This window comes from Amycolatopsis thailandensis (genome assembly GCF_002234405.1).
GTDB lineage: Bacteria > Actinomycetota > Actinomycetes > Mycobacteriales > Pseudonocardiaceae > Amycolatopsis > Amycolatopsis thailandensis.
In genome coordinates this window covers 25,434-45,326 of the sequence record NZ_NMQT01000082.1, presented here as the reverse complement: position 1 = coordinate 45,326, position 19,893 = coordinate 25,434, and the positions used below count along the sequence as shown (strand labels likewise).

The 19,893-nt window shown below is 69.5% G+C and carries 18 protein-coding genes; 3 read left to right on the top strand and 15 right to left on the bottom strand.

What is annotated here, in order from left to right:
• Positions 1–153: 153 nt before the first annotated feature.
• The 11 genes from CFP71_RS22940 to CFP71_RS45390 form a co-directional block, all read right to left on the bottom strand.
• Positions 154–1,209, bottom strand: coding sequence for an ALF repeat-containing protein (locus CFP71_RS22940; protein WP_093936001.1), 1,056 nt, complete (start codon positions 1,207–1,209; stop codon positions 154–156).
• A gap of 191 nt (positions 1,210–1,400) precedes the next feature.
• On the bottom strand, positions 1,401–2,771 hold the full coding sequence (locus CFP71_RS22935; RefSeq protein ID WP_093936000.1) for a replication-associated recombination protein A: 1,371 nt from the start codon (positions 2,769–2,771) through the stop codon (positions 1,401–1,403).
• 43 nt (positions 2,772–2,814) lie between these two features.
• Positions 2,815–3,663, bottom strand: coding sequence for an SGNH/GDSL hydrolase family protein (locus tag CFP71_RS22930; RefSeq protein ID WP_093935999.1), 849 nt, complete (start codon positions 3,661–3,663; stop codon positions 2,815–2,817).
• A 75-nt stretch (positions 3,664–3,738) separates the two neighbouring features.
• The gene (locus CFP71_RS22925; RefSeq protein WP_093935998.1) at positions 3,739–4,926 is read right to left on the bottom strand and encodes a phosphotransferase; all 1,188 of its coding nucleotides are present in this window, start codon (positions 4,924–4,926) and stop codon (positions 3,739–3,741) included.
• Positions 4,927–5,005: 79 nt separating this feature from the next.
• Positions 5,006–5,947 carry a DUF389 domain-containing protein gene (locus tag CFP71_RS22920; protein ID WP_093935997.1) on the bottom strand — a complete coding sequence of 314 codons (942 nt, stop codon included), beginning with the start codon at positions 5,945–5,947 and terminating at the stop codon, positions 5,006–5,008.
• Positions 5,947–7,719, bottom strand: a complete 1,773-nt coding sequence (aspS, locus tag CFP71_RS22915) for an aspartate--tRNA ligase (protein ID WP_093935996.1) — start codon at positions 7,717–7,719, stop codon at positions 5,947–5,949. The genes CFP71_RS22920 and aspS overlap by 1 nt, the downstream gene beginning before the upstream one ends.
• Positions 7,720–7,836: 117 nt before the next feature.
• On the bottom strand, positions 7,837–8,415 hold the full coding sequence (merB, locus tag CFP71_RS22910; protein ID WP_093935995.1) for an organomercurial lyase: 579 nt from the start codon (positions 8,413–8,415) through the stop codon (positions 7,837–7,839).
• Positions 8,416–8,638: 223 nt separating this feature from the next.
• Positions 8,639–10,546, bottom strand: a complete 1,908-nt coding sequence (locus CFP71_RS22905) for an intein-containing Rv2578c family radical SAM protein (protein WP_208636016.1) — start codon at positions 10,544–10,546, stop codon at positions 8,639–8,641.
• An 89-nt stretch (positions 10,547–10,635) separates the two neighbouring features.
• Complete coding sequence (locus CFP71_RS22900; protein WP_093935994.1) at positions 10,636–11,598, bottom strand: sucrase ferredoxin; 963 nt, start codon at positions 11,596–11,598, stop codon at positions 10,636–10,638.
• An 85-nt stretch (positions 11,599–11,683) separates the two neighbouring features.
• Positions 11,684–12,865, bottom strand: coding sequence for a cupin domain-containing protein (locus CFP71_RS22895; RefSeq protein WP_093935993.1), 1,182 nt, complete (start codon positions 12,863–12,865; stop codon positions 11,684–11,686).
• Positions 12,866–12,997 carry a hypothetical protein gene (locus CFP71_RS45390; RefSeq protein ID WP_005157133.1) on the bottom strand — a complete coding sequence of 44 codons (132 nt, stop codon included), beginning with the start codon at positions 12,995–12,997 and terminating at the stop codon, positions 12,866–12,868.
• 171 nt (positions 12,998–13,168) lie between these two features.
• Here CFP71_RS45390 and crcB (CFP71_RS22890) point away from each other — a divergent pair, with 171 nt between their 5' ends.
• Positions 13,169–13,579 (top strand): fluoride efflux transporter CrcB, encoded by a 411-nt coding sequence (gene crcB, locus CFP71_RS22890; RefSeq protein WP_093935992.1) that lies wholly within the window; start codon positions 13,169–13,171, stop codon positions 13,577–13,579.
• The gene (crcB, locus tag CFP71_RS22885; RefSeq protein ID WP_093935991.1) at positions 13,576–13,950 is read left to right on the top strand and encodes a fluoride efflux transporter CrcB; all 375 of its coding nucleotides are present in this window, start codon (positions 13,576–13,578) and stop codon (positions 13,948–13,950) included. Before crcB (CFP71_RS22890) ends, crcB (CFP71_RS22885) begins: the two co-directional genes overlap by 4 nt.
• A 16-nt stretch (positions 13,951–13,966) precedes the next feature.
• On the opposite strand, the gene CFP71_RS22880 is transcribed toward crcB (CFP71_RS22885), so the two are convergent.
• Positions 13,967–14,392: a MarR family winged helix-turn-helix transcriptional regulator gene (locus CFP71_RS22880; protein WP_093935990.1), complete on the bottom strand. Its 426-nt coding sequence runs from the start codon at positions 14,390–14,392 to the stop codon at positions 13,967–13,969.
• Between the two features lie 87 nt (positions 14,393–14,479).
• On the opposite strand from CFP71_RS22880, the gene CFP71_RS22875 reads away from it, so the two are divergent.
• A complete protein-coding gene (locus CFP71_RS22875) occupies positions 14,480–15,556 on the top strand; it encodes an NAD(P)/FAD-dependent oxidoreductase (protein ID WP_093935989.1) in 1,077 nt (358 codons plus the stop codon).
• 295 nt (positions 15,557–15,851) lie between these two features.
• On the opposite strand, the gene CFP71_RS22870 is transcribed toward CFP71_RS22875, so the two are convergent.
• Genes CFP71_RS22870 through CFP71_RS22860 form a run of 3 tightly spaced genes read right to left on the bottom strand, consistent with a single transcriptional unit; the run spans position 15,852 to position 19,786 of the window.
• Positions 15,852–16,805 (bottom strand): LLM class F420-dependent oxidoreductase, encoded by a 954-nt coding sequence (locus CFP71_RS22870; RefSeq protein ID WP_093935988.1) that lies wholly within the window; start codon positions 16,803–16,805, stop codon positions 15,852–15,854.
• Entirely contained in the window at positions 16,802–18,919 is a 2,118-nt protein-coding gene (locus CFP71_RS22865; protein ID WP_167406239.1) for a S9 family peptidase, read from the bottom strand. The genes CFP71_RS22870 and CFP71_RS22865 overlap by 4 nt, the downstream gene beginning before the upstream one ends.
• Before the next feature lie 12 nt (positions 18,920–18,931).
• Complete coding sequence (locus tag CFP71_RS22860) at positions 18,932–19,786, bottom strand: PPK2 family polyphosphate kinase (RefSeq protein WP_093935986.1); 855 nt, start codon at positions 19,784–19,786, stop codon at positions 18,932–18,934.
• Between the last annotated feature and the right edge of the window lie 107 nt (positions 19,787–19,893).

The window sequence follows — 19,893 nt, the reverse complement described above, 5'->3', positions numbered from 1 at the left end:
ATTGAGGGCGGGACTCGCGTGCTTGGAAGCGGAACTCACGTTTGCGGCGCCTGATCACGAGATCCGCCTTCAAGCACGCGAGATCCGTGTCTGATCACGTGAGTTCGGTGCTCACGGCCAAAAGACAGAGGTCATCCGGCCGGCCGGAGAGCCTCAGTGCTTGTCCGCCTCCGCGGCGGCGAAGATGTCCGTTTCCAGGAAAATCCGCCACTGGGCGGCGGATCCGCTGTCCAGGGCACGACGGGCAGCGGCCTGGACCCGGCTGCCGGACCTCGCCCTGTTCCAGATCTCGCGGACCAGCGGGCCTTCCTCCAGGTACCTGGCGTATCCGGCCTCGATACCGACGACGGCGGCGGCGCGCACCTTGATGGCGTTCACCTTGTCCTTGGCGGCGGCCTCGAAGATGCCGGTGTCGATGAAAGCCCGCCACTGCTCCGGTGTCCGGCTTTGGTAAGCCCGGTACCACACCTCCGAGTCCTGGGGCGCCAGGTTGTAGAACCAGATCTGCTCCACGAACATCTCGTCCGTCAGCTGCGCGGCCAGCGCGGGGTCCATGCCGACGACGGCGGCTGCCTTCACCCGGGCGTCGCGGAGCTTCTTTTCCGCGGCTTCCTTCTCGGCCGCTTCCTTCGCCGCGTCCACGTCACGCTGGTGCTCGACGAAGATGCCGCGAACGATGAAGTCCTTCTGCTCCACCGGTGTTCCGCCGAAAACCTGACCCGCGGCGGCTCTCACGAACGATCCCCTGGCGGCCCGTTCCCACAACTCGAACACGAAGTTCTTGTCGTCCTGGGCCAGCAGGATCGAGGTCAGCTCGAAACCGAGCAGCGCGGCGGCGGGCTGCCGTTCCCCACGCCGGACCTGATAGACGGCTTCACGGTCCAAATCCCGCTGGTGCGCCTCGTAGATCCCGGTCTGCAGGAACAACGAAGTCCACCCGCTGCGGTAGGCGTCGAACGCCGCGTACTGAACCTCCACCGCGATATCGCCTTGACGCTTCGCGGCCTGGTAGATCGCGTAGACGAAGTCGCTCTCACTCAGCCGCAGCAGCTCCGGCGTGACCGTGAGCCCGACGACGGCGGCGGCGTTGGTGCGCACCTCGTCCGGCGTCTGCGTCACGACGGAGGAGGACCCTGCCGGAGCGGCGGTCGCCGTGCCCGGGACGAGAACTCCGGTCACCGCGGCGAAAACCGCGACGGAAGACACCATCACCTTGCGAACCCTGAAATTTCCCCAGTTTGTCATAGGTAGAGGTTGTCAGTTTCGTTCTGCTCGCCATCGTGGTCGAGCACGGGGAATCCCATCCAGCACGACAACCCGGTGATCCCCCAGCCACTCACGATATAGCCTCATGATCGACGGGTGTTACCGATTTTCCCGGCATTGCTCCGAACGCGAAACTAACGTTCCCCTCGGATGGTCCGCCGCAGCTTCGGCACCCGCTCGTGCAAAGTCCGCTCCGCCCCGCGCTGGGTCGGTTCGTAGTAGTCCCGGCCGACCAGCTCGTCCGGCGGATACTGTTGCGCCAGAACACCTTCCGGCGCGTTGGGCGGATACCGGTACCCCTTCGCGTTGCCGAGCTTCTCCGCTCCCGCGTAGTGCCCGTCGCGCAAATGCGGCGGCACCGTCCCGATCCGCCCGGACCGGACGTCGGACAGCGCGGCGTCGATGGAGGTGACGATGGCGTTCGACTTCGGCGCCGTCGCCAGGTGCACTGTCGCCTGCGCCAGCGCGAGGCGGCCTTCCGGCATCCCGATGAACTGCACCGCGTGCGCCGCCGCGACGGCCGACTGCAACGCCGTCGGGTCGGCCATGCCGATGTCCTCGCTCGCGTGCACGACCAGGCGCCGGGCCAGGAACCGCGGGTCCTCCCCCGCCTCGATCATCCGCGCCAGGTAGTGCAGCGCGGCGTCCACGTCGGACCCGCGGATCGATTTGATGAACGCGCTGATGACGTCGTAGTGCTGATCGCCGTCCCGGTCGTACCGCACCGCCGCTTTGTCCACTGTGGACTCGACGATGGCGAGGTCGATCGTCTTCGCCTCGGTCGCGCTCGCGGCGTCCGCGGCCGCCTCCAGCGCCGTCAGCGCGCGCCGCGCGTCCCCGGAGGCCAGCCGCACCAGATGCGCCCGCGCGTCCTCGGTCAGGGTGAGTTCGCCGCCGAGACCGCGCTCGTCGGTCATCGCGCGCTCGATCAGCGCGACGATGTCGGCATCGGTCAGCGGCCGTAGCTGCAGTACCAGCGAACGCGAGAGCAGCGGCGAGACCACCGAGAACGACGGGTTCTCCGTCGTGGCCGCCACCAGCAGCACCGTCCGGTCCTCGACGGCGCCCAGCAGGGCGTCCTGCTGGGTCTTGGAGAACCGGTGGACCTCGTCGATGAACAGGACGGTGTTCTCGGCGTTGTAGTTCCGGCGGCGCCGGGCCTCTTCGATGACCCCGCGCACCTCCTTCACCCCGGCCGACAGCGCCGACATCGCCACGAACCGGCGTCCGGTCGCGGCCGAGACGAGGTTCGCCAGCGTGGTCTTGCCCGTTCCCGGCGGTCCGTAGAGCAGCACGGAAGCGGGCGCGGCGCCTTCGACGAGCCGCCGCAGCGGCGCGCCCTCACGCAGCAGGTGCTGCTGGCCGACGACCTCGCCGAGCGACCGCGGCCGCATCCGCACGGCCAGCGGCGAGCCTGCCGGGATCGCGACCTCCCTCGGCTCGGCCGGCTCCTCAGGAGGCGGCCCGAGGTCGGGGTTCACGGTGAAGAGTTCGTCCTGTGCCACGGTGTCGACGGTAGCCGTTGCCACCGACGGTTCCGGCCACAGGTCAGCGCAGCCGCTCCCGGAACGAGTGCCACATGATCACGGCCGCGTACGGCACGAACTCACGGCCCCGCCGCCACACCCACGGGACGCCCTTCAGCACCAGCCAGCCGAGATGCCCGGCGGTGCTCGGCTCGACACCTCCCGAGCAGGTCAGGCTGACCGGCCGGGGTACCGCGAACCCGGCCTCGGCGAGCCGTTCGGTGAACCCGGTCGCCAGCATCCGGTGCCCGAGTTCCGACGGATGCAGCCGGTCGACGCTCCACGCGGTGAGGTCGTAGGCGCCGGGCAGCAGTTCGAGGTCGAGGCACGGCACGCCCTCGCGTTCGACGACGCCGTCGATGGCGGCGTTCAGTTCCGCCACCCGCTCGCTCAACGCCCGCCTCAGCGACTGCGGGAGCCGGAACACCTTGCCGTGGTCGTGGTAGCGCACCGGGACCACGGTGGTGCCGACGGCGGCCAGCGAACGGATCACCTCGGTGAGGTCCGCGGCGATCTTCGCGGCGCTGAAATCGGGACGCAGCGTGTCGTTCATGCCCGCCACCACCAGCGCGACGTCCGGTCGGTGCGCCACGGCGGCGGGCAGCTGCTTCGTGAGCACGCACCCCATGCGCGCTCCGGTGAACGACGGGTTCAGGTAGCCGTCCGGCTCGACGCCCAGTGCCTCGGCGACGAGCGGGCCGACCCCGCGCCAGCCGCCGCGGTCCGGCAACGGGTCACCCAGGCCGACGGCCGTGGAATCGCCGAGTACGACCAGTCTGCGAGCGGACCGGGGTACGGCCGGCGCGGGAGGAAGGAGAGGTTCGGGACTCGGAGTGACTTCGACACTGATCACGGTCACGGTAGCCACCATCGGCCACGCAGACTCACCTGCGGTGATGCCTGGGTAACGCGGCGAGGACGGTCGAGCGAAAAGTCCGTGCGGCGGTTACCGGAACGCCGGGTAGAACGCGAGATCCGCGTGCGGCCCCAGCCTGGCCCCGAGCGCCGCGGCGACCCGGGTGGCGTGTTCGGAGATGTCCGTCAGGCGGGCGCGCAGCGAGTGCTTGGCCAGCTCCCGCCACCAGGTGACCAGCGCGGCCTCCCGGCTGATCGGTGTGGCGTGCCTGTCCAGGTCCAGCTCCGGGAGGATCTCCCAGGTGATGACCCACAGCAGGAGCAGCTGACCGTCCATCAGGTGCTCGGCCAGCGCGTCCTCGTCCGCGAGCGCGGGCCAGACCGAGACGACCTCGGCCCGCCAGGCGGCGATCATCGCCTCGCTCATCCCCGGCGGGAGCGCCAGGGCGTCCGCGCTCGACGCGAACGGCAGCCGCAGGTACGCCGCGTCCATCAGGGTGCTGCGCACGCGGCCGCGTTCGAAGTCGAGGAATCGCACTCCGCTGCTGGTCACGAGGTTGTTGTCCGGGCTGAGGTCGACCGGGCTGAACGCGCGGTAGGACGGCGAGCCCGCCCGCTCCGCCACCGTCATGACCCGTCGCTGTACCGGCTCCGGCGTCTCGACGTCGAGCAGTTCTTCCAGCAGACCCGGCAGTTGCGCGCAGACCGCGGGCAACGGCGCGTCCTCGTTCTTGACGGGACCGCCCAGACGGCGCAGCAGCGCGTTGAAATCGGGCTCGCGGCTCGCGGTGCTCGCGTGCAGCCTGCCCAGCGACCGCGCCCAGGACAGCAGCGCGCGTTCGGCGCCGCGCGCGTCACGGGCGTGGAGTTTGTCGTGCAGCGTCGGGACGCCGCCGAGGTCCTCGATCACCAGGACGCGATCCCGGCCGTCGTGCGCCAGCAGCTCGGGGCACATCCGGTCCTCCGGCGAGAGCGCGGTGAACAGCTGGTAGCTGACCGCCTCCTGCGCGAACGGATCGGGACGGCCCGGTTCCGGTGGATCGGGGTAGTGCTTGATGACCAGGGTGCGCGGCAGCGCGAACGGCGAGGACGCCACCCGTGCCCGCACGACCGTCGCCGGGCCGCTGCCCGCGAGGTCTTCGGGGGCGACGAGGGTGATCGCGCTGCCGAAGCGGCGTGATAGGACCGACTCGCCGGCGGCGACCGCGGTCGCGACGGCGAGGGTTTCGGCTCCAGCTCCGACGGTCGAATCGTCGGCAGAGGAGGTATCGACTGTCATTACCACCGACCCTACTCGTGACTGAGCAACCATGACCACTGAGATCCGGGCAATCGCGCGCCCTGGCGCGATCTGGGAGTCATCCGCGTGAAAGCGGACGTTCCGTCACCCTCGATCGTTGCCCACGACGGCGCAATGTCAGCACAATGGCCGCAGCTGCAACGATTCCGATGAGATTGACCAGCAGCTGACCGGTCGAATACAGGCACCGGTCCCACTGACCGGCAACCCCGGCCACCACCGCGTATCCGGCCGCGGGCACCGTGGTCACCGAGATGAAAACGCCCACGAGCGCGGCGGATTTGGCCGAGGTCATGGAAAGCATTCCCGCCGCGCCGGCGAGCAGTGCCACGATGAGGGACGCGATTCCCACCTGGTAAACGAAATCGACCTCGTGGTTCTCCGCGAGCTTGCTGACCTCCAGCACGCCGGTGGCGTTGCCCACCAGCACCACACCGAGGGTGATCACCATCGCGATCGGGAAGCCGCCGAGCAGCGCGATCCCGCCCTGCCGCACGAGATCCCCGCGACGCAGCACCAGGCCGACAGCCATCGCCGCCAGCGGGCCGAATTCCGGCCCCACGACCATCGCGCCGACGATGGTGACCGACGAGTTCGTGATCACCCCCACCGACGCCAGCAGGCACGCGATGGTCAGGAATGCCTGAAACGTCCAGGTGAGCCGGGACTCCTCACCAGAACGGCCGACGAGTTCCTGCCACACCACGGCGTCCGCTGCCTCACCCGGTGCCCGCTCCTCGGCCTTGTCGGCGGCGTCGGACACCGCGGTGTCCAGCGCCTCCAGCGTGATGCCGCCGGTGTGGTCGAGGTCGAGCCCGCACAGCGCCTCGATGATCTCGTCGGCCGCCTCACGGGCGATGTCCGCTTCGATCAGATCGCCCTCGGGTGAGACCGCCACCCCGTGATGCACGACGAGGTGCGCGGTCCCCGCGTGTGCCCGCAAGACCTGGAGCGCTTCTTCGGTCCGGTCCGGCGGGCACACGGCCCTGAGATGGAGCATCAGTTCTTGGCGGGCGGCGCGGGCTTGGCGTCGATGCCCGCCTCCTTGCGCTGTTCCGGCGTGATCGGCGCCGGGGCCGCGGTCAGCGGGTCGAACCCGCCGCCGGTCTTCGGGAACGCGATCACGTCACGCAGCGAGTCGGCCTTGGCCAGCAGCATGACGATCCGGTCCCAGCCGAAGGCGATGCCGCCGTGCGGCGGGGGGCCGAAGGCGAAGGCGTCGAGCAGGAAGCCGAACTTCTCCTGTGCCTCCTCCTCGCCGAGGCCCATCAGCTCGAAGACCTGCTTCTGCAGTTCCTGCTGGTGGATACGGATCGAGCCGCCGCCGATCTCGTTGCCGTTGCAGACGATGTCGTAGGCGTAGGCCAGCGCGTTGCCGGGGTCGTCGGCGAGTTTGCCGATCCACTCCGGGGTCGGCGAGGTGAAGGCGTGGTGCAGGGCCTTCCACTTGCCGCCGCCGACCGCGACGTCGTCGGACTCGTCGGCCGAGATGAACATCGGGAAGTCGACGACCCACACGAACGACCAGGCGTTCTCGTCGATCAGGCCGAGGCGGCTGCCGATCTCCAGCCGGGTGGCGCCGAGCAGCGCACGCGCGTCGGCGGGCTTGCCAGCGGCGAAGAAGACGCAGTCACCGGGCTTGGCGCCGACGGCTTCGGCGACCGTCTCGCGCTCCTTCTCCGACAGGTTCTTCGCGACCGGCCCGCCGAGCGTGCCGTCCTCGTTCACCAGGATGTAGGCGAGCCCGCGGTGCCCGCGCTGCTTGGCGAAGTCCTGCCAGGCGTCGAGGGTGCGGCGCGGCTGGTCGGCCCCGCCCGCCATCACGACGGCGCCGACGTACGGCGCCTGGAACACGCGGAACGGGGTGTCGGCGAAGAACGCCGTCATGTCGGTGAGTTCGAGGTCGAAGCGCAGGTCCGGCTTGTCCGAGCCGTACTTCTCCATCGCCTCGGCGTAGGTGATCCGCTGGAACGGCCGGGGGATCTCGGCGCCGATCAGCTTCCACAGCGCTGTCACGATGTCCTCGCCGAGGGCGATGACGTCGTCCTGCTCGACGAAGCTCATCTCGATGTCGAGCTGGGTGAACTCCGGCTGCCGGTCGGCGCGGAAGTCCTCGTCCCGGTAGCAGCGCGCGATCTGGTAGTACCGCTCGAGCCCGCCGACCATGAGCAGCTGCTTGAACAGCTGCGGCGACTGCGGGAGCGCGTACCAGGAGCCGGGCTTGAGCCGGGCCGGGACCACGAAGTCGCGGGCGCCCTCGGGGGTGGAGCGGGTCATGGTCGGGGTCTCGACCTCGACGAACTCCTGCGCGTGCAGCACCTCGCGGGCGGCACGGTTGACCTCGCTGCGCAGGCGCATCGCGGCGGCGGGGCCGCTGCGGCGCAGGTCGAGGTAGCGGTGCTTGAGACGCGTCTCCTCGCCGACGTCGACCCGGTCGTCGATCGGGAACGGCAGCACGGCGGCCTCGGACAGCACCTCGAGCTCGGTGACCAGCACCTCGATCTCACCGGTGGGGATCTCGGCGTTGGCGTTGCCCTCGGGCCGCTTCGAGACCTCGCCGACGACGCGGACGCAGTATTCGGAGCGCAGCTGGTGGGCGCGCTCGGCCATCTCGCCCTCGCGGAAGACGACCTGACTCACGCCGCTGGCGTCGCGCAGATCGATGAAGATGACGCCGCCGTGATCGCGCCGCCGGGCAACCCATCCGGTGAGGGTGACCGTCTGACCGGCGTGCTCGGCACGCAAGGTGCCGGCTTTGTGGGTGCGAAGCACTGCGGGTGCTCTCCTTCGGCATCACGATTCTGCGATTTGACGGCGCTGCGGTTCGACTGCTCTGCGCCAACGTCAAAGGCTAACGAATCGCCCCGGATGCTTCGCGACCAGGTGTTCTCAGATCGTCGGCCACGCCTCCAGCGCCGCGACCATCCGCCGGGTGTGGGCCAGGTAGTCGGGCACGGACAGGACCCTGCCGTCGATGTTCTCCAGCAGCCAGCCCGCGGCCGCCTCCTTCGAGGCGAAGAACTGGGTGCAGACCAGCGCCTCGACGTAGTCCTGGCCGAGGGTGAGATCGATGCCGGGCAGCCGCGACGCGGCGACGACCGCGTGCGGCGGGTCGACGCTCAAAACGCGAGCGCTGGTGAAGTGGACCCGGACGCGTGCCCCGGTCGCCGGGCAGACCGAATCCGCGTGCACGGGTTCGCCGGTGGCGACGGCCAGCAGGAACAGGTCCACCTGGTACCGGTCGGAGCCTGCCCTGGCCGGGCCGGGCCGGGAACCGCGGTCCATCACGACCAGGCCGTCACGGATGACGAAACCCATGAGATCCATCAGCCGGTGGGCCTCGGCGGGGTCCATGCCGACGGTGGCGGCGAGTCTGCCGATGGCGATGGGGTGTCTTCCCGCTCTCGTCAGCTTGGTCGCGGTCCAAGCGATGCGGACAGCGGCGGTGCGATCCGTACGGGTGGTCAACAGGCACCTCCTCGCCTTCCTCCCTCAGAGATTAAGCACGAAGGGGAATTCCGCCAAGTGACTGCGCCGAACGGCCGAATCCGTTGTGCGGTAATAAAATTCACATTGCGCACCGCGCATCGGGAAGTCGTTTTCCGGGTTGCCCGAAAAGAGACGATCTTTCGGTCGGATGGGGCAAAAGTTGCGGTGGCGAGCGGAGACCAGCCACCACCGGACTTGCTCCTCACAGCAACCTGAGCTGCTCAGGTTCGGGAATCACCGCCTCCTCCGTCCGTTGCACGGGCATCGTCACTTGCGTTCGTTCCCCGTCATCGGCACGGGACCCGAAGCCGTGACGGCGCAGCAGCGGGCCGACGCGGGCTCCCAGCCGCTCTCGATAGGACTTCGGGAGATAGGCGCCGCGCGAGTACAGCTCACGGTATTTCGGCACCAGTCCGGGATGTTCCCGGCCGAGCCAGCGGGCGAACCATTCCCGCGCGCCCGGCCGCAAGTGCAACGGGAGGACGGTGACGCGCGTGGCGCCGGCCTCGGCGAGACGCGCGAACAGGGCGTCGAGTGCGTCCACCGAGTCGGTCAGGTACGGCAGCACCGGGGCGACCAGCACCGAGCACGGGAGCCCGGCGTCCCGCGCCTTGCGGATCAGGTCGAGCCTCGCCCGCGGGCTGGGCGTGCCGGGTTCGAGACGGCGTCGCAGGCCGTCGTCCAGCAACGCGAGTGAGATCGCCAGCCCGGCGGGCACGTCCTTCGACACCGACTCCAGCAACGGCAGGTCCCTGGCCAGCATGGTCCCCTTGGTCAGGATGGACAGCGGCGTACCCGAATCCGCGAGCGCGGTGATGATGCGCGGCATCAGCTCGTACCGGCCTTCGGCGCGCTGATAGGGATCGGTGTTCGTGCCCATCGCGACGTGCTCGCGCGTCCAGCTCGGGCGCCGCAGCTGCGCGGCCAGCACTTCGGGCGCGTTGACCTTCACGATGACCTGCGTGTCGAAGTCGCGTCCGGCGTCGAAATCCAGGTACGTGTGGGTGTTCCGCGCGAAACAGTTGTGCGTGACCATGCCGTCGGCGATGAAGTCGCCCGTCCCGGTGGTGATGTCGAACAGCGGCAGCTCGATGCCGAGCGCTTCGATGGACGACACCTTCCGTCTGGTCCTGCCGATCGCGAGCCCGTCGAGCGACCGTTTCCAGCCGACGGCGGGATCGGCGAGATGGAAGAACCGCAGCTCCTCCGACGGCCCGCCGAGCAGCTGGACCGTCCACAACGGACGGAATTTGGCGTTTTCGGTTTTGACGTAACGGAAGCCGAAACTGTCGAGAGCGGCACAGAAGGTCGAGACGATGTCCTGCTCGTCGTGGGTGACGCGCAGCGCGCCGTGCCGGTAACTCCCGGCGAGGTCGAACAATCCCGCCAGGAAGCCGCGCCGCCAATGGGAATCCGGCGACGGCGGCACTTGGACGAAGCCGACCGACGCGCCGAAGTCGGGCAGATACCCGAGCGCGCGGTCCGCGGCGTCCTTCTCGGCGGAGAACCCGCCGGAGCGCAACATCCCGCAGAGGAACCCGGCGCGATAGCCGAGGGTGTCGTCCGGGGTGCGGGCGAGCTTCCCGACGCCGACGAGTTCGGTACCACCGACCAGATGCGGCCGCTGCGCCGCGCCGAACCGGGTGCCGGTGACGTGTTTCCACCCGCGTCCGGTCAGGAAACGGTGGTCGCCACTGGCCACGATGGACGTTCCGTCTTCGAGGGTCACGCGGTACGCCGGTTTCAGCGTCGACCAGTGCGCCAGCACCTCCGTCGGCACCAGCCGCCTGCCCGCGCCACGCCCGCGCGTCCCGTAGATCGCGTCGCCGGGCGCCAGGTCCGCCAGCGGCTTCGTCCGGCCGTCGGCCATCAGGACCGGCGTGCCGCCTTCGAGGCAGTACGTACACGCGTGCGAACAACCACGGTACGGATTCACGGTCCATCCGAACGGGACACCCGAACCCTCGGGCACCTTGTTCAGCACGGATTTGGCGTGCACCTCGTGAAAGGTGACGCCGTCGAACTCGGGAGTGCGCACCGAGCGCAGCAACCCGTCCAATCCGGGCAGCACCGGCTCGCCGCCGTCCGCCCGCTGTCGATCCCATCGCACGAGGTCAGTCGAACACATGTTCTAGACAGGTGTCAAACAGGTGTTCGAACGCGGGTGATCTTTCGCGCGTTTCGTCCTCTGAATGCGGGTTAGAGCTTGGTGATCTCGTCCGTGACGTACCCCGCGGGCTGGATCAGTCCCGCGCACCGACTCTCCCCGCGCGGCGTGGCCGACCGGCGCCGCACGGTCACCGAGTAGAAGTCCTCGCCGCCGCGCACGGTGACCACCCGCGCGTCGGATTCGAGCAGCGGCTCCTCCTGGACGGCGATCACGTCGTCCAAACCGGACAGATCGAGCCGGCGGCGGATCGCGATCTCCGCGAACTGCGCCCAGGCCGTCCGGGCGGACGTGCGGCCGCGGAGCTGCTCGGGTTCGACCTGCCCGCGCAGGGCGGCCTTGGCGACCAGCGCCGCCTCGGCCGGGTTGAGCTGGCCGTGAAGGAAGCCGTCGGGGACCACGAGGAGGTTGCCCGCCCAGCGGTCGCCGCCGACGTGGCTGACCTCCCAGGAGCGACCGGGGTGGTTGGTGTTGAGCGCCGAGGCCAGCGGGCGGCCGAGCACCGCGCAGCACATGTCCTTGGTGCCGTGCGTGCAGACCAGGAACAGCGGCCCGTCCACGCGCTCGCCGAGCCCGCCGACACCGTCCGCGATCAGGTCGAGGTCCAGTTCGGCCAGTTCGGTCAGGTCGCGGATCTCCAGGCGTTCCAGCCAGCGGTTGCCCGGTTCGCCCCCGCCTATATACACGGAACGCGGGCGATCCGGGTCACGCCGGTGCTTGCCGGGACGGCGGATCAGCAGCGGACGGAGCCCGTGGGACCGTCTCAAGTTCTCGAGCAGCTCGCGGCGCTCGGCGGGGAAAGCCTCGTCGAGGACGTTTTCCAGCGCGTCCGCGGGCCAGGGGCCCGGCTGCTCGATGAGCAGCCAGCAACGCATGTCGGCCGCGGTGCCGGCGGGGCTCGCGCCCAGCATGCGGGCGACGGTCGCGCAGCCCGGCAGCGCGGCGGGCTGCGCCGAACCATCCGATGCAGAGGTGTCCGAAAGCTGAGCGGTCATCGGCTGACCCCTCCGGACTTGACCTTAGGCATGCCTTAGCTTACCCCGTCCGTGCTCCCTTCACACTTCTCGTGCCCTGTGAGATTCAGCCGATCGAAAGAAGTCCCTGCGTGGTGAGCTCGCCAAGGAAGGCCCGGACCGTCCCTCGATCGAGTTCGGACAGCTCGGCGAGTCGCTTGACCGCCTGCGGGGTGCCGTCGAGCAGCGCCTTCAGCAGCGGCGACGCGGCGCCCGCGAAAACGAACCGTTTGCCGTCCGCGAGCAGGGTCACCCTGCCGTCGCCTTCTTCGAGCACCGCCCTCGGCACGAGGAACCGGACCTCGGTCTCGTCGCCGTCCGGCAACAGGCCCGGGGTCGCCGCCCAGGGCAGACCGACCCGCGGATGTGCCGGGGCGGACGAGTCACGCTCGGCGAGGAACCTGTCGACGACGTCGCCGGTCAGCGCGGCTTCCAGCTCCGCGCGCAGGGCGGCGGCGCGGGCCGCGCGATCCTCCTCCGTCCCGAACCTCGGGAGGTCCTGGCGGAAAGCGGTGCTCGACCGCAGCTTGTCGGCGAGCCAGGACACCAGGTCGATCCCGGTGGCCGGACTGAACCCGAGCGTGAGGTGCAGCGACATCTCCCCCACCGCGGTGACGTCGTGCCAGTGCCCGCGCGGGACATAGAGGACATCGCCGTCTTCGAGGACGAAATCGTCGATCGGCTCACCGGGCCGCTCGGGCTGTTCGACGTCGCGATGCAGCGGAGCGGGCCTGGTCGGGCCGTGCATCCGCCAGCGTTTGCGGCCGGCGACCTGGATGATGAACGCGTCGTGGTCGTCCCAGTGCACATCGAAGCCGTGGGTCACGCCCCAGCCCGCGTACAGGTTGACCTGGACGCTCTCGCGGAGGTCGTGTTCGAGACTCCTGGCGAGGTCGCCGATCGGGTCGCTGAGTTCCTGGATGGCGTCGAGCACCATCGTCGCGCCGCCGCGGAGGTGCTCGGTGAACGGAGCGGCCTGAAGGCGGGGGACGGTGCCACTGCGGCGGGTGGGGACGAGATCGGTGTAGCTCTCCATGGGCACCGGCGTGCCGTCGAGCGCCAGGCGCAGCCGCGGGAACTCCAGGCGATGCTGCCGGAGGATCGCGTTCAGCGCCGGCCACGGCAGCAGGTCGGCGAACCGGCCCGCGGGGCCTTCGAAACGGCGGTAGGTCTCGCCCTGGACGTCTTGGAAGAACTGGCTGACCCCGAGCGGAGCCACGAGGTCAGCCAGCGTCGGCGTTTCGGGCACTCAGCCGTCGTTGCCGTCGTTGTCGGCGGCCGCGCCGTTGGCCTTCCCGCGGTCGACCGCGGTCGGGATCTTTTCGACCTCCAGCAGCAAACCGCTGTCGGGAGCCTGCGTACCTGACTGTTCCTGAGCCATCCTGCCACCTTTTCTCAGACGAGCGGACGGACCGAAAATCGGCCTGGAGCGCCGCCAAGCCTACGACACGTTTCGAGAAAATTCACTGTCCAGCAGGGAAAAACGGCCCGGTGAGCGATCTTCGCCACCGTGGTGCGAGTTCACCCGGACAGCGGTTCTAAGCTGCCATCCATGGCTGATGCGGCATCTTTCGCCCGTTCGCGATGGGACGTGCTCGCGGCCGTCGGCGTGGGGGGCGCGCTGGGCAGCCTGGCCCGCTACGGCCTGTCCGTCGCTCTCCCCCATTCCCGGGGTCAATTCGCGCTTTCCACCTTCGCCACCAACGTTTCCGGCTGCCTGCTGATCGGGATCCTGATGGCGGCGCTGACCGCGACGGCCGACCCGCACCGGCTGCTGCGGCCGTTCCTCGGAGTCGGGATCCTCGGCGGCTACACCACGTTCTCGACCTACGCGACGGACACACTCGATCTCGTGACGAACGGGCGTCCGTTCACCGGGTTGGCGTACGCCTTCGGAACGGTGGTGGCCGCGCTGGTAGCGGTCTACGCCGGACACGAGATCACCCGGGTGGTGAAGAAATGACCGCTCTTTTCGTCGCGCTCGGCGGTGGCCTCGGCGCGATCCTGCGCTTCGTGACCGACCTGCGGGTGCGGGCGTGGCGGGGCGCCGCCTTCCCGTGGGGCACCCTGACGGTCAACATCGTGGGCTCGGCGATCCTCGGGACCCTCACCGGCTGGGCACTGCACGGCGGTCAGCCGGACGGCGTCCGCGCGCTGCTGGCCGTCGGCTTCTGCGGCGGGCTCACGACGTTCTCGACGTTCGGGTACGAAACACTGCGCCTGTTCACCGAGAAGACGAAGGCACGCGCCGTGCTGAACGTCGGTGTCACGATGGTCGCCGGGATCGGCGCCGCGGCGGCGGGGCTCCTGCTCGCCGCCGCCGTCTGGCACTGAGCCGGTCTTCGGGCGGTCAGTCTTCGGGCGCCATCCGCCACGCGGCCGCCGCGATCGCCTCACGCTGCTCGGCCGGGAGACCGGCCGCCATCTCCTCCAGCTTGTCGACGACGCCTTCGTGAGCGGCGTTCGCGAGCCGGAGCCCCTCTTCGGTCAGCGTGATCTTGAGCGCGCGGCGGTCACACGAATCCGCGACCCGCTCGACGAGCGCGCGCCGCTGCACCCGGTCCACCAGGCCGGTGACACTGGATTTCTCCAGGTTCAGCAGCTTGCCTAGCTCGGTCATCCCGACGCCGGTCTCCCCCTGTGCCAGCACGCAGAGCAGCTGCGCCTGCTGCGGCGTGAGGTCGTGGGACCGGCCGACGTCGATGAAAGCCCGCTGCACCAGATGCGAGAGCCGCACCAGCGCCGTCGCGAATCCGAGGTCTTCGGCCGTGGTCATGTCCTCAGTCTACTTGACGATGGTTCGGAGTACGAACTACTGTAGTTCGCAGTACCAACTTTACGCACTACGAACTAGGGGGCTCTCATGAGCACGACCGTTGCCGTCATCGGCGGGGGATACGGCGGGACCACCGTCGCGAAGGAACTGGACTCGATCGCCGACGTCGTCCTCGTCGAACCGCGCGAGGACTTCGTCCACCACGTCGCCGCGTTGCGCGGACTCGTCGATCCCGAGTGGACGGACCGGCTCTTCTACCCGTACTCCGGACTTCTCGAACGCGGGCGGGTGCTCCGCGACCGCGCGGTGAGCGTGGACCAGGACGGTGTCACGCTCGCGTCGGGCGGGCGGCTCACACCGGATTACGTCGTCCTGGCGACCGGTTCGGCGTACCCGTTCCCGGCGAAGATCGACTTCCGGGACAGCGCTTCGGCGAAGGCGAAGATCCGCGCCACGCGGGAGGAACTCGCGGGCGCGGGGAAGGTGCTGCTGCTCGGCGCGGGCCCGGTGGGCCTCGAACTGGCGGGCGAGGTCAAGGCGGCGTGGCCGGAGAAGGCCGTGACGATCGTCGACCCGGCGAAGGAGATCCTGCCCGGCTTCCCGGCGGATTTCCGCGCGGAGATCCGCCGCCAGCTCGACGAACTGGGCGTCGAACTCCTGCTCGGCACGGCACTGACCGAGGCGCCGATCTCGGAACCGGGGCAGGCGAAGACGTTCACCTCTTCGTTGAGCTCGGGCGGCGAGGTGACCGCCGACCTGTGGTTCCAGTGCTACGGCGGCGCGCCGCACACCGCGTACCTCGACGGCTCCCTCGCCTCCGCGCGACAGCCGAGCGGGCAGGTTTCCGTGGAGGCCGACCTGCGACTCCCGGGGCAGCCTCGAGTGTTCGCGATCGGCGACATCACCGCGCTGCCGGAAGGGAAGCTGGCGAAGGTGGCCGGTGACCACGCGGAGGTCGTCGTCGCCAACATCCGGGCGCTGATCGAGGGCGGCGAACTGCGGACCCACACGCCGGGCGGACCGATGATCTCGTTGCCGCTCGGTCCTTCCGGGGGCGCGACCTACGCCGAGGAGGTCGGCATCCTGGACGCGGCGACGACGTCGGAGATCAAGGGTTCGCACATGATGGTTTCCCGGTACGAGGAGCTTTTCGGACTTGCGTAGGGCTCCCGGGGTGAAGGGGACTTTCCCCGCATCGCACGCGGGGAAGGTTCCCTTCGCGTCACACCCCGCTGGGGTTCCGGCCGCGCTACGTCAATGTCTCAAAGGGACCCTTCGAGACACGACCCCCGAGTCACCCGACCCCGGGTCGCCCCGGATGTGGCATCGGGGACACTCAACGTCCCCAATGCCACATCCGGCGCACACCTCAACAACCGTCCTAGCCGGTCATGAGGGGTCCCCATAGGACGAAAAGTGTCCTATGGGGACCCCTCATGACAAGCAGCCGGTGACCCGATCAAACGCGCGGAGCCAGACCCCGCACGTGCGCGAAAGGATCCTCACCCGTCGGCAACAGCGCGATGATCGGCGTCGTCAGCCCGTTGTCCACATAGGACTGCACCTGCTCACGGCAGGAATCGAGGCTGCCGTGGACGATCAGGTCGTCGACGACCTCGTCCGGGATGACCTGGTTCGCCTTCTGCCGGTCACCCGCGGCCCAGGCTTCGTGCATCGGCGCCAAAGCCTCACCGCGCCCGAGCCACTCGTGGAACGCCGCGTACACCGGCACGGTCAGGTAGCTGGAGATGAGCATCCGGCCGAGCCCGCGCGCGGCGGCCTTGTCCTCGGTGGGGCAGACGAAGATCCGCGCGGCGAGCTCGACGTCCGGTCCGATCTCGGCCCGCACCTTCGGCACGTCCGAGGCGGCGAGCCAGTTGGTGATGGCGCCGTCGGCCTCCTTCGCGGCCAGCCGCAGCATCCCCGGCCGCAGCGCGGCGAGCATGATCGACGGCGGCGGGTCGGCGGGCCGTTCCAGCCGGAACTTGCTGACGGAAAAGGACTCGTAGGTTTCCGAGACCTTCTCCCCCGCCAGCGCCGACCGCAGGAACCGCAGGGTGTCCCGCGACCGCGCGAACGGCGCCTCGAACTCGGCGGCGTTCCAGTTCTTCACGATCACCGGCGACGACGCGCCGATGCCGAGCACGAACCGGCCGGGCGCCAGTTCCGCGACGGTCGCCGCGCTCATCGCCAGCAGACCGGGACCGCGGGTGTACACCGGCACGATCGCGGTGCCCAGCCGCAGCTGCGGCGCCCACTGCGACGCGAGCACCAGCGGGGTGAAGGCGTCGTTGCCCGCGGTCTCGGCCGACCACGCGTCGGTGTAGCCGAGGTCCGGCAGCTCCCGCACCATCCCCTCGTGCGCCGCGAGCGGCACCCCGGTCAGCGGAATGGTGATGCCCCACCGTTTCATGCGTTCTCCTCGCTCTTGGCCGCGTCACCGGACAGCTCGCGCACGATCCAGTCCACCTGCGTGCGCATCAGGTTCTCCGCGACCTCTTCGGCCTGCGGCGTCATATGCGTCGCGCCGGCCAGCGGCAGGAACACGTGCGGACGCCCCTTGGCCAGCAGTGCCGACGAAAGGCGCAACGAGTGGGCGACGAAAACGTTGTCGTCGGCCAGTCCGTGGACGATCAGCAGCGCCCGGCTGAGCTCACCGGCGCCGGCGATCAGCGAGTTGTGCTCGTAGGAGGCCGTGTCCTTCTGCGGAAGACCGAGGTAGCGCTCGGTGTAGTGCGTGTCGTACAAGGACCAATCGGTCACCGGGGCGCCGGCGACACCGGCGTGGAAGACGTCGGGGCGGCGCAGCACGGCCAGCGCGGACAGGTAGCCGCCGTAGGACCAGCCCCGGATCGCGACCCGCCCCAGGTCCAGTTCCGGACGCAGCGCGGCGGCCGCGTGCAGGGCGTCGACCTGGTCGGCGAGGGTGACGTCGGCGAGCTTGCCCGCGATCTCCTTCTCCCAGCCCGAACCTCGCCCGGGCGTCCCGCGCCCGTCGGCGACCAGCACCGCGAAGCCCTGGTCCGCCAGCCACTGCGGGGTCAGGAAGGCGTTGCGGGTCTGGAGGACACGCTGGGCGTGCGGGCCGCCGTACGGATCCAGCAGCACCGGGAGCTTGCCTTCGCTCTCCTCGTACCCGGTCGGCAGCACCAGCGCGGCGCGCAGGCCGCGCTCCCCCAGCGTCAGCCAGGTCAGATTCGGGACGACGTCGGGGTCGACGGTGTGCGAACCGATGCGCGCCACCGTCTTCTCGCCGGAGACGACGGTCACCACCGGACCGCTGCGCTCCAGGCTCCAGGACGAAAGCACGGTCAGCGAAGCGTTCCCGGAGCCGACGTGCACACCGTCCTCAGTGGACAGACGGCGAAGCTCGCCGCCTTCGGTGCGGAAGACGTGGATCTGCGTCGGGTCGGCTTCCGACGCGCTGAACAGCACCTCTTCGCCGACGTGCAGGATCGACCGCACCTGCACCCCCGGCGGCGTGACCGCGACCCCGTCGACGACCAGCCGGTGGTCGCCGTCTGCGGCGCTCTCGCGCACCAGCCGGCCGTCGGCGGTCCACGCCGGGACGCCCGCGGCGAGTTCGACCCAGTGCTCGTCGGTCTCGGTGTGCAGGACCTCGACGGAACCGTCCGCCGGGTCGACCGCCTGGATCTGGAGCGTGCGCTGGTCCCGCGACTGCACCGACAGCAGCGGCTCGCCCGCCGCCGACCAGTGCACCGCGGCCAGGTACTCCCAATCGGTCTTCGCGACGTCGACGCGCGAGCCGTCGAGACCGAGGATCGCCAGCGTCACGTCCGCGTTCGTCGTCCCCGCCGCCGGGTACGCGACGACGTTGGCCGCCGACTGCGGGTTGGCCGGATCGGCGATCGTCCAGCGCGGCACGTCCGCCCGGTCGGAACGCTCGACCAGCAGGCTCTTCCCGTCCGGGGCCCACCAGTACCCGCGGGTGCGGCCCATCTCCTCGGCCGCAATGAACTCCGCGAGCCCCCAGGTTACGTCTTCGCCGTCTTCCTCGACGAGCACGCGGTCCGCACCGGTGGCCCGGTCGATCACCCGCAGGCGCCGGTCCCGGACGTAGGCGACGTGGGCGCCGTCCGGGCTGGGCCGCGGGTCGACGACCGAGCCGTCGACCAGCACGGACACCTCGCCGGTCGCCAGGTCGAGGGTGTGGAGCTTGCCCGAGAGCGAGAACGCGGCGACGGTGAAGGCGTCGTCGACCGCGTAGCCGACCACACCGCCGCCGGTCTCCCGGCTGCGCTCGCGGCGAGCGCGCTCCTCGGGCGGCAGGTCCTCTTCACCCGGCAGCAGTTCGGCCGCGTCGACCAGCTTCGTCTCCTCGCCCGACGCGACGTCGAACGACCACAGGCTGTGCCGCGGGTCGGTACCGGACTCGGACCGCAGGAACAGGACGCGCGAGCCGTCCGGGGCGACTTTGAACTCTTTCGGCGCGCCGAGCGTGAAGCGCTGAGTACGGGCCTGACGACGGAGGAACGGGAGATCTTCGAAGCTGGTCACGCCTCGCACTCTTTCAGACGATCAAGTGGATACGCCAACGCCTTCCAGCTTCTTGAGCTCCGTCTCGGGATCGAAGTCGGCGGGCGGGAACTTCGGGTCCATCTCCTCGATCGCCTCGATCAGCAGCCGGGCGACCAGGTAGTTCCGGTACCACTTGTGGTCGGCCGGGACCGCGTACCAGGGCGCAGTCTCCGTCGACGTCTTGGCGAAGATGTCCGCGTAGGCCTTCTGGTAGTCGTTCCACTGGGCGCGCGCGTCGAGGTCGGCGGGGTTGTACTTCCACCACTTCGCCGGGGTCTCCAGCCTCGCCTTGAGCCGCTTCAGCTGCTCCTCCGGCGAGATGTCGAGGAAGACCTTCACGATCGTCGTGCCGGCCTCGGTCAGTTCCCGCTCGAACGCGTTGATCTCGGCGTAGCGCTTGCGCCATTCCGCGGCGGGCACCAGCTTCTGCACACGCGGGACCAGGATGTCCTCGTAATGGGAGCGGTCGAAGACGCCGACCTGCCCCGGCACGGGGAGCTGCTTGCGGATCCGCCACAGGTAGTGGTGGCGCGCTTCGGCGGCGGTCGGCTTCTTGAACCCCGCGTACCGCACGCCCATCGGGTTGACCAGGCCGAGGACGTGTCCCACCGTGCCGCCCTTGCCGGAGGTGTCCATCCCCTGCAAAACCAGCAGGAGGCTGCGGTTCCCCCCGCCGACGCCCTCCGCGTACAGGGCCTCCTGGAGCTTCGCGAGCTTGGCCCCGGCCTCGGCGAGGGATTCGAGCGCCTTGGGCTTCTTCTTCGGTCCGATCGGGAACGTGCCCGGGTCGTGCCGCTCGGTCCCCTTGCCGATCCTCAGCGTGTCCCGGACGGAGACGGTGTCCTTTTTCGCCATCCGGCGACGATAACCGCGGCCGGTGTCCGGCGCCTGCGGTGATCGAGTACTCCCCCGCATGATTTCGCCACTCGATGGAGTCGATACGCAACGAACAACGGGTCAAA

What these genes read in the sequence shown, in the direction of transcription:
- CFP71_RS22870 (WP_093935988.1), bottom strand. Translation starts at nt 16,805, where the DNA reads ATGAAACGGTGGGGCATCACCATTCCGCTGACCGGGGTGCCGCTCGCG.
- CFP71_RS22925 (WP_093935998.1), bottom strand. Translation starts at nt 4,926, where the DNA reads ATGACAGTCGATACCTCCTCTGCCGACGATTCGACCGTCGGAGCTGGA.
- CFP71_RS45390 (WP_005157133.1), bottom strand. Translation starts at nt 12,997, where the DNA reads ATGGCTCAGGAACAGTCAGGTACGCAGGCTCCCGACAGCGGTTTGCTG.
- CFP71_RS22860 (WP_093935986.1), bottom strand. Translation starts at nt 19,786, where the DNA reads ATGGCGAAAAAGGACACCGTCTCCGTCCGGGACACGCTGAGGATCGGC.
- CFP71_RS22940 (WP_093936001.1), bottom strand. Translation starts at nt 1,209, where the DNA reads ATGGTGTCTTCCGTCGCGGTTTTCGCCGCGGTGACCGGAGTTCTCGTC.
- CFP71_RS22900 (WP_093935994.1), bottom strand. Translation starts at nt 11,598, where the DNA reads ATGACCGCTCAGCTTTCGGACACCTCTGCATCGGATGGTTCGGCGCAG.
- CFP71_RS22880 (WP_093935990.1), bottom strand. Translation starts at nt 14,392, where the DNA reads ATGACCACGGCCGAAGACCTCGGATTCGCGACGGCGCTGGTGCGGCTC.
- crcB (WP_093935992.1), top strand. Translation starts at nt 13,169, where the DNA reads ATGGCTGATGCGGCATCTTTCGCCCGTTCGCGATGGGACGTGCTCGCG.
- CFP71_RS22930 (WP_093935999.1), bottom strand. Translation starts at nt 3,663, where the DNA reads ATGGTGGCTACCGTGACCGTGATCAGTGTCGAAGTCACTCCGAGTCCC.
- crcB (WP_093935991.1), top strand. Translation starts at nt 13,576, where the DNA reads ATGACCGCTCTTTTCGTCGCGCTCGGCGGTGGCCTCGGCGCGATCCTG.
- CFP71_RS22875 (WP_093935989.1), top strand. Translation starts at nt 14,480, where the DNA reads ATGAGCACGACCGTTGCCGTCATCGGCGGGGGATACGGCGGGACCACC.
- CFP71_RS22920 (WP_093935997.1), bottom strand. Translation starts at nt 5,947, where the DNA reads ATGCTCCATCTCAGGGCCGTGTGCCCGCCGGACCGGACCGAAGAAGCG.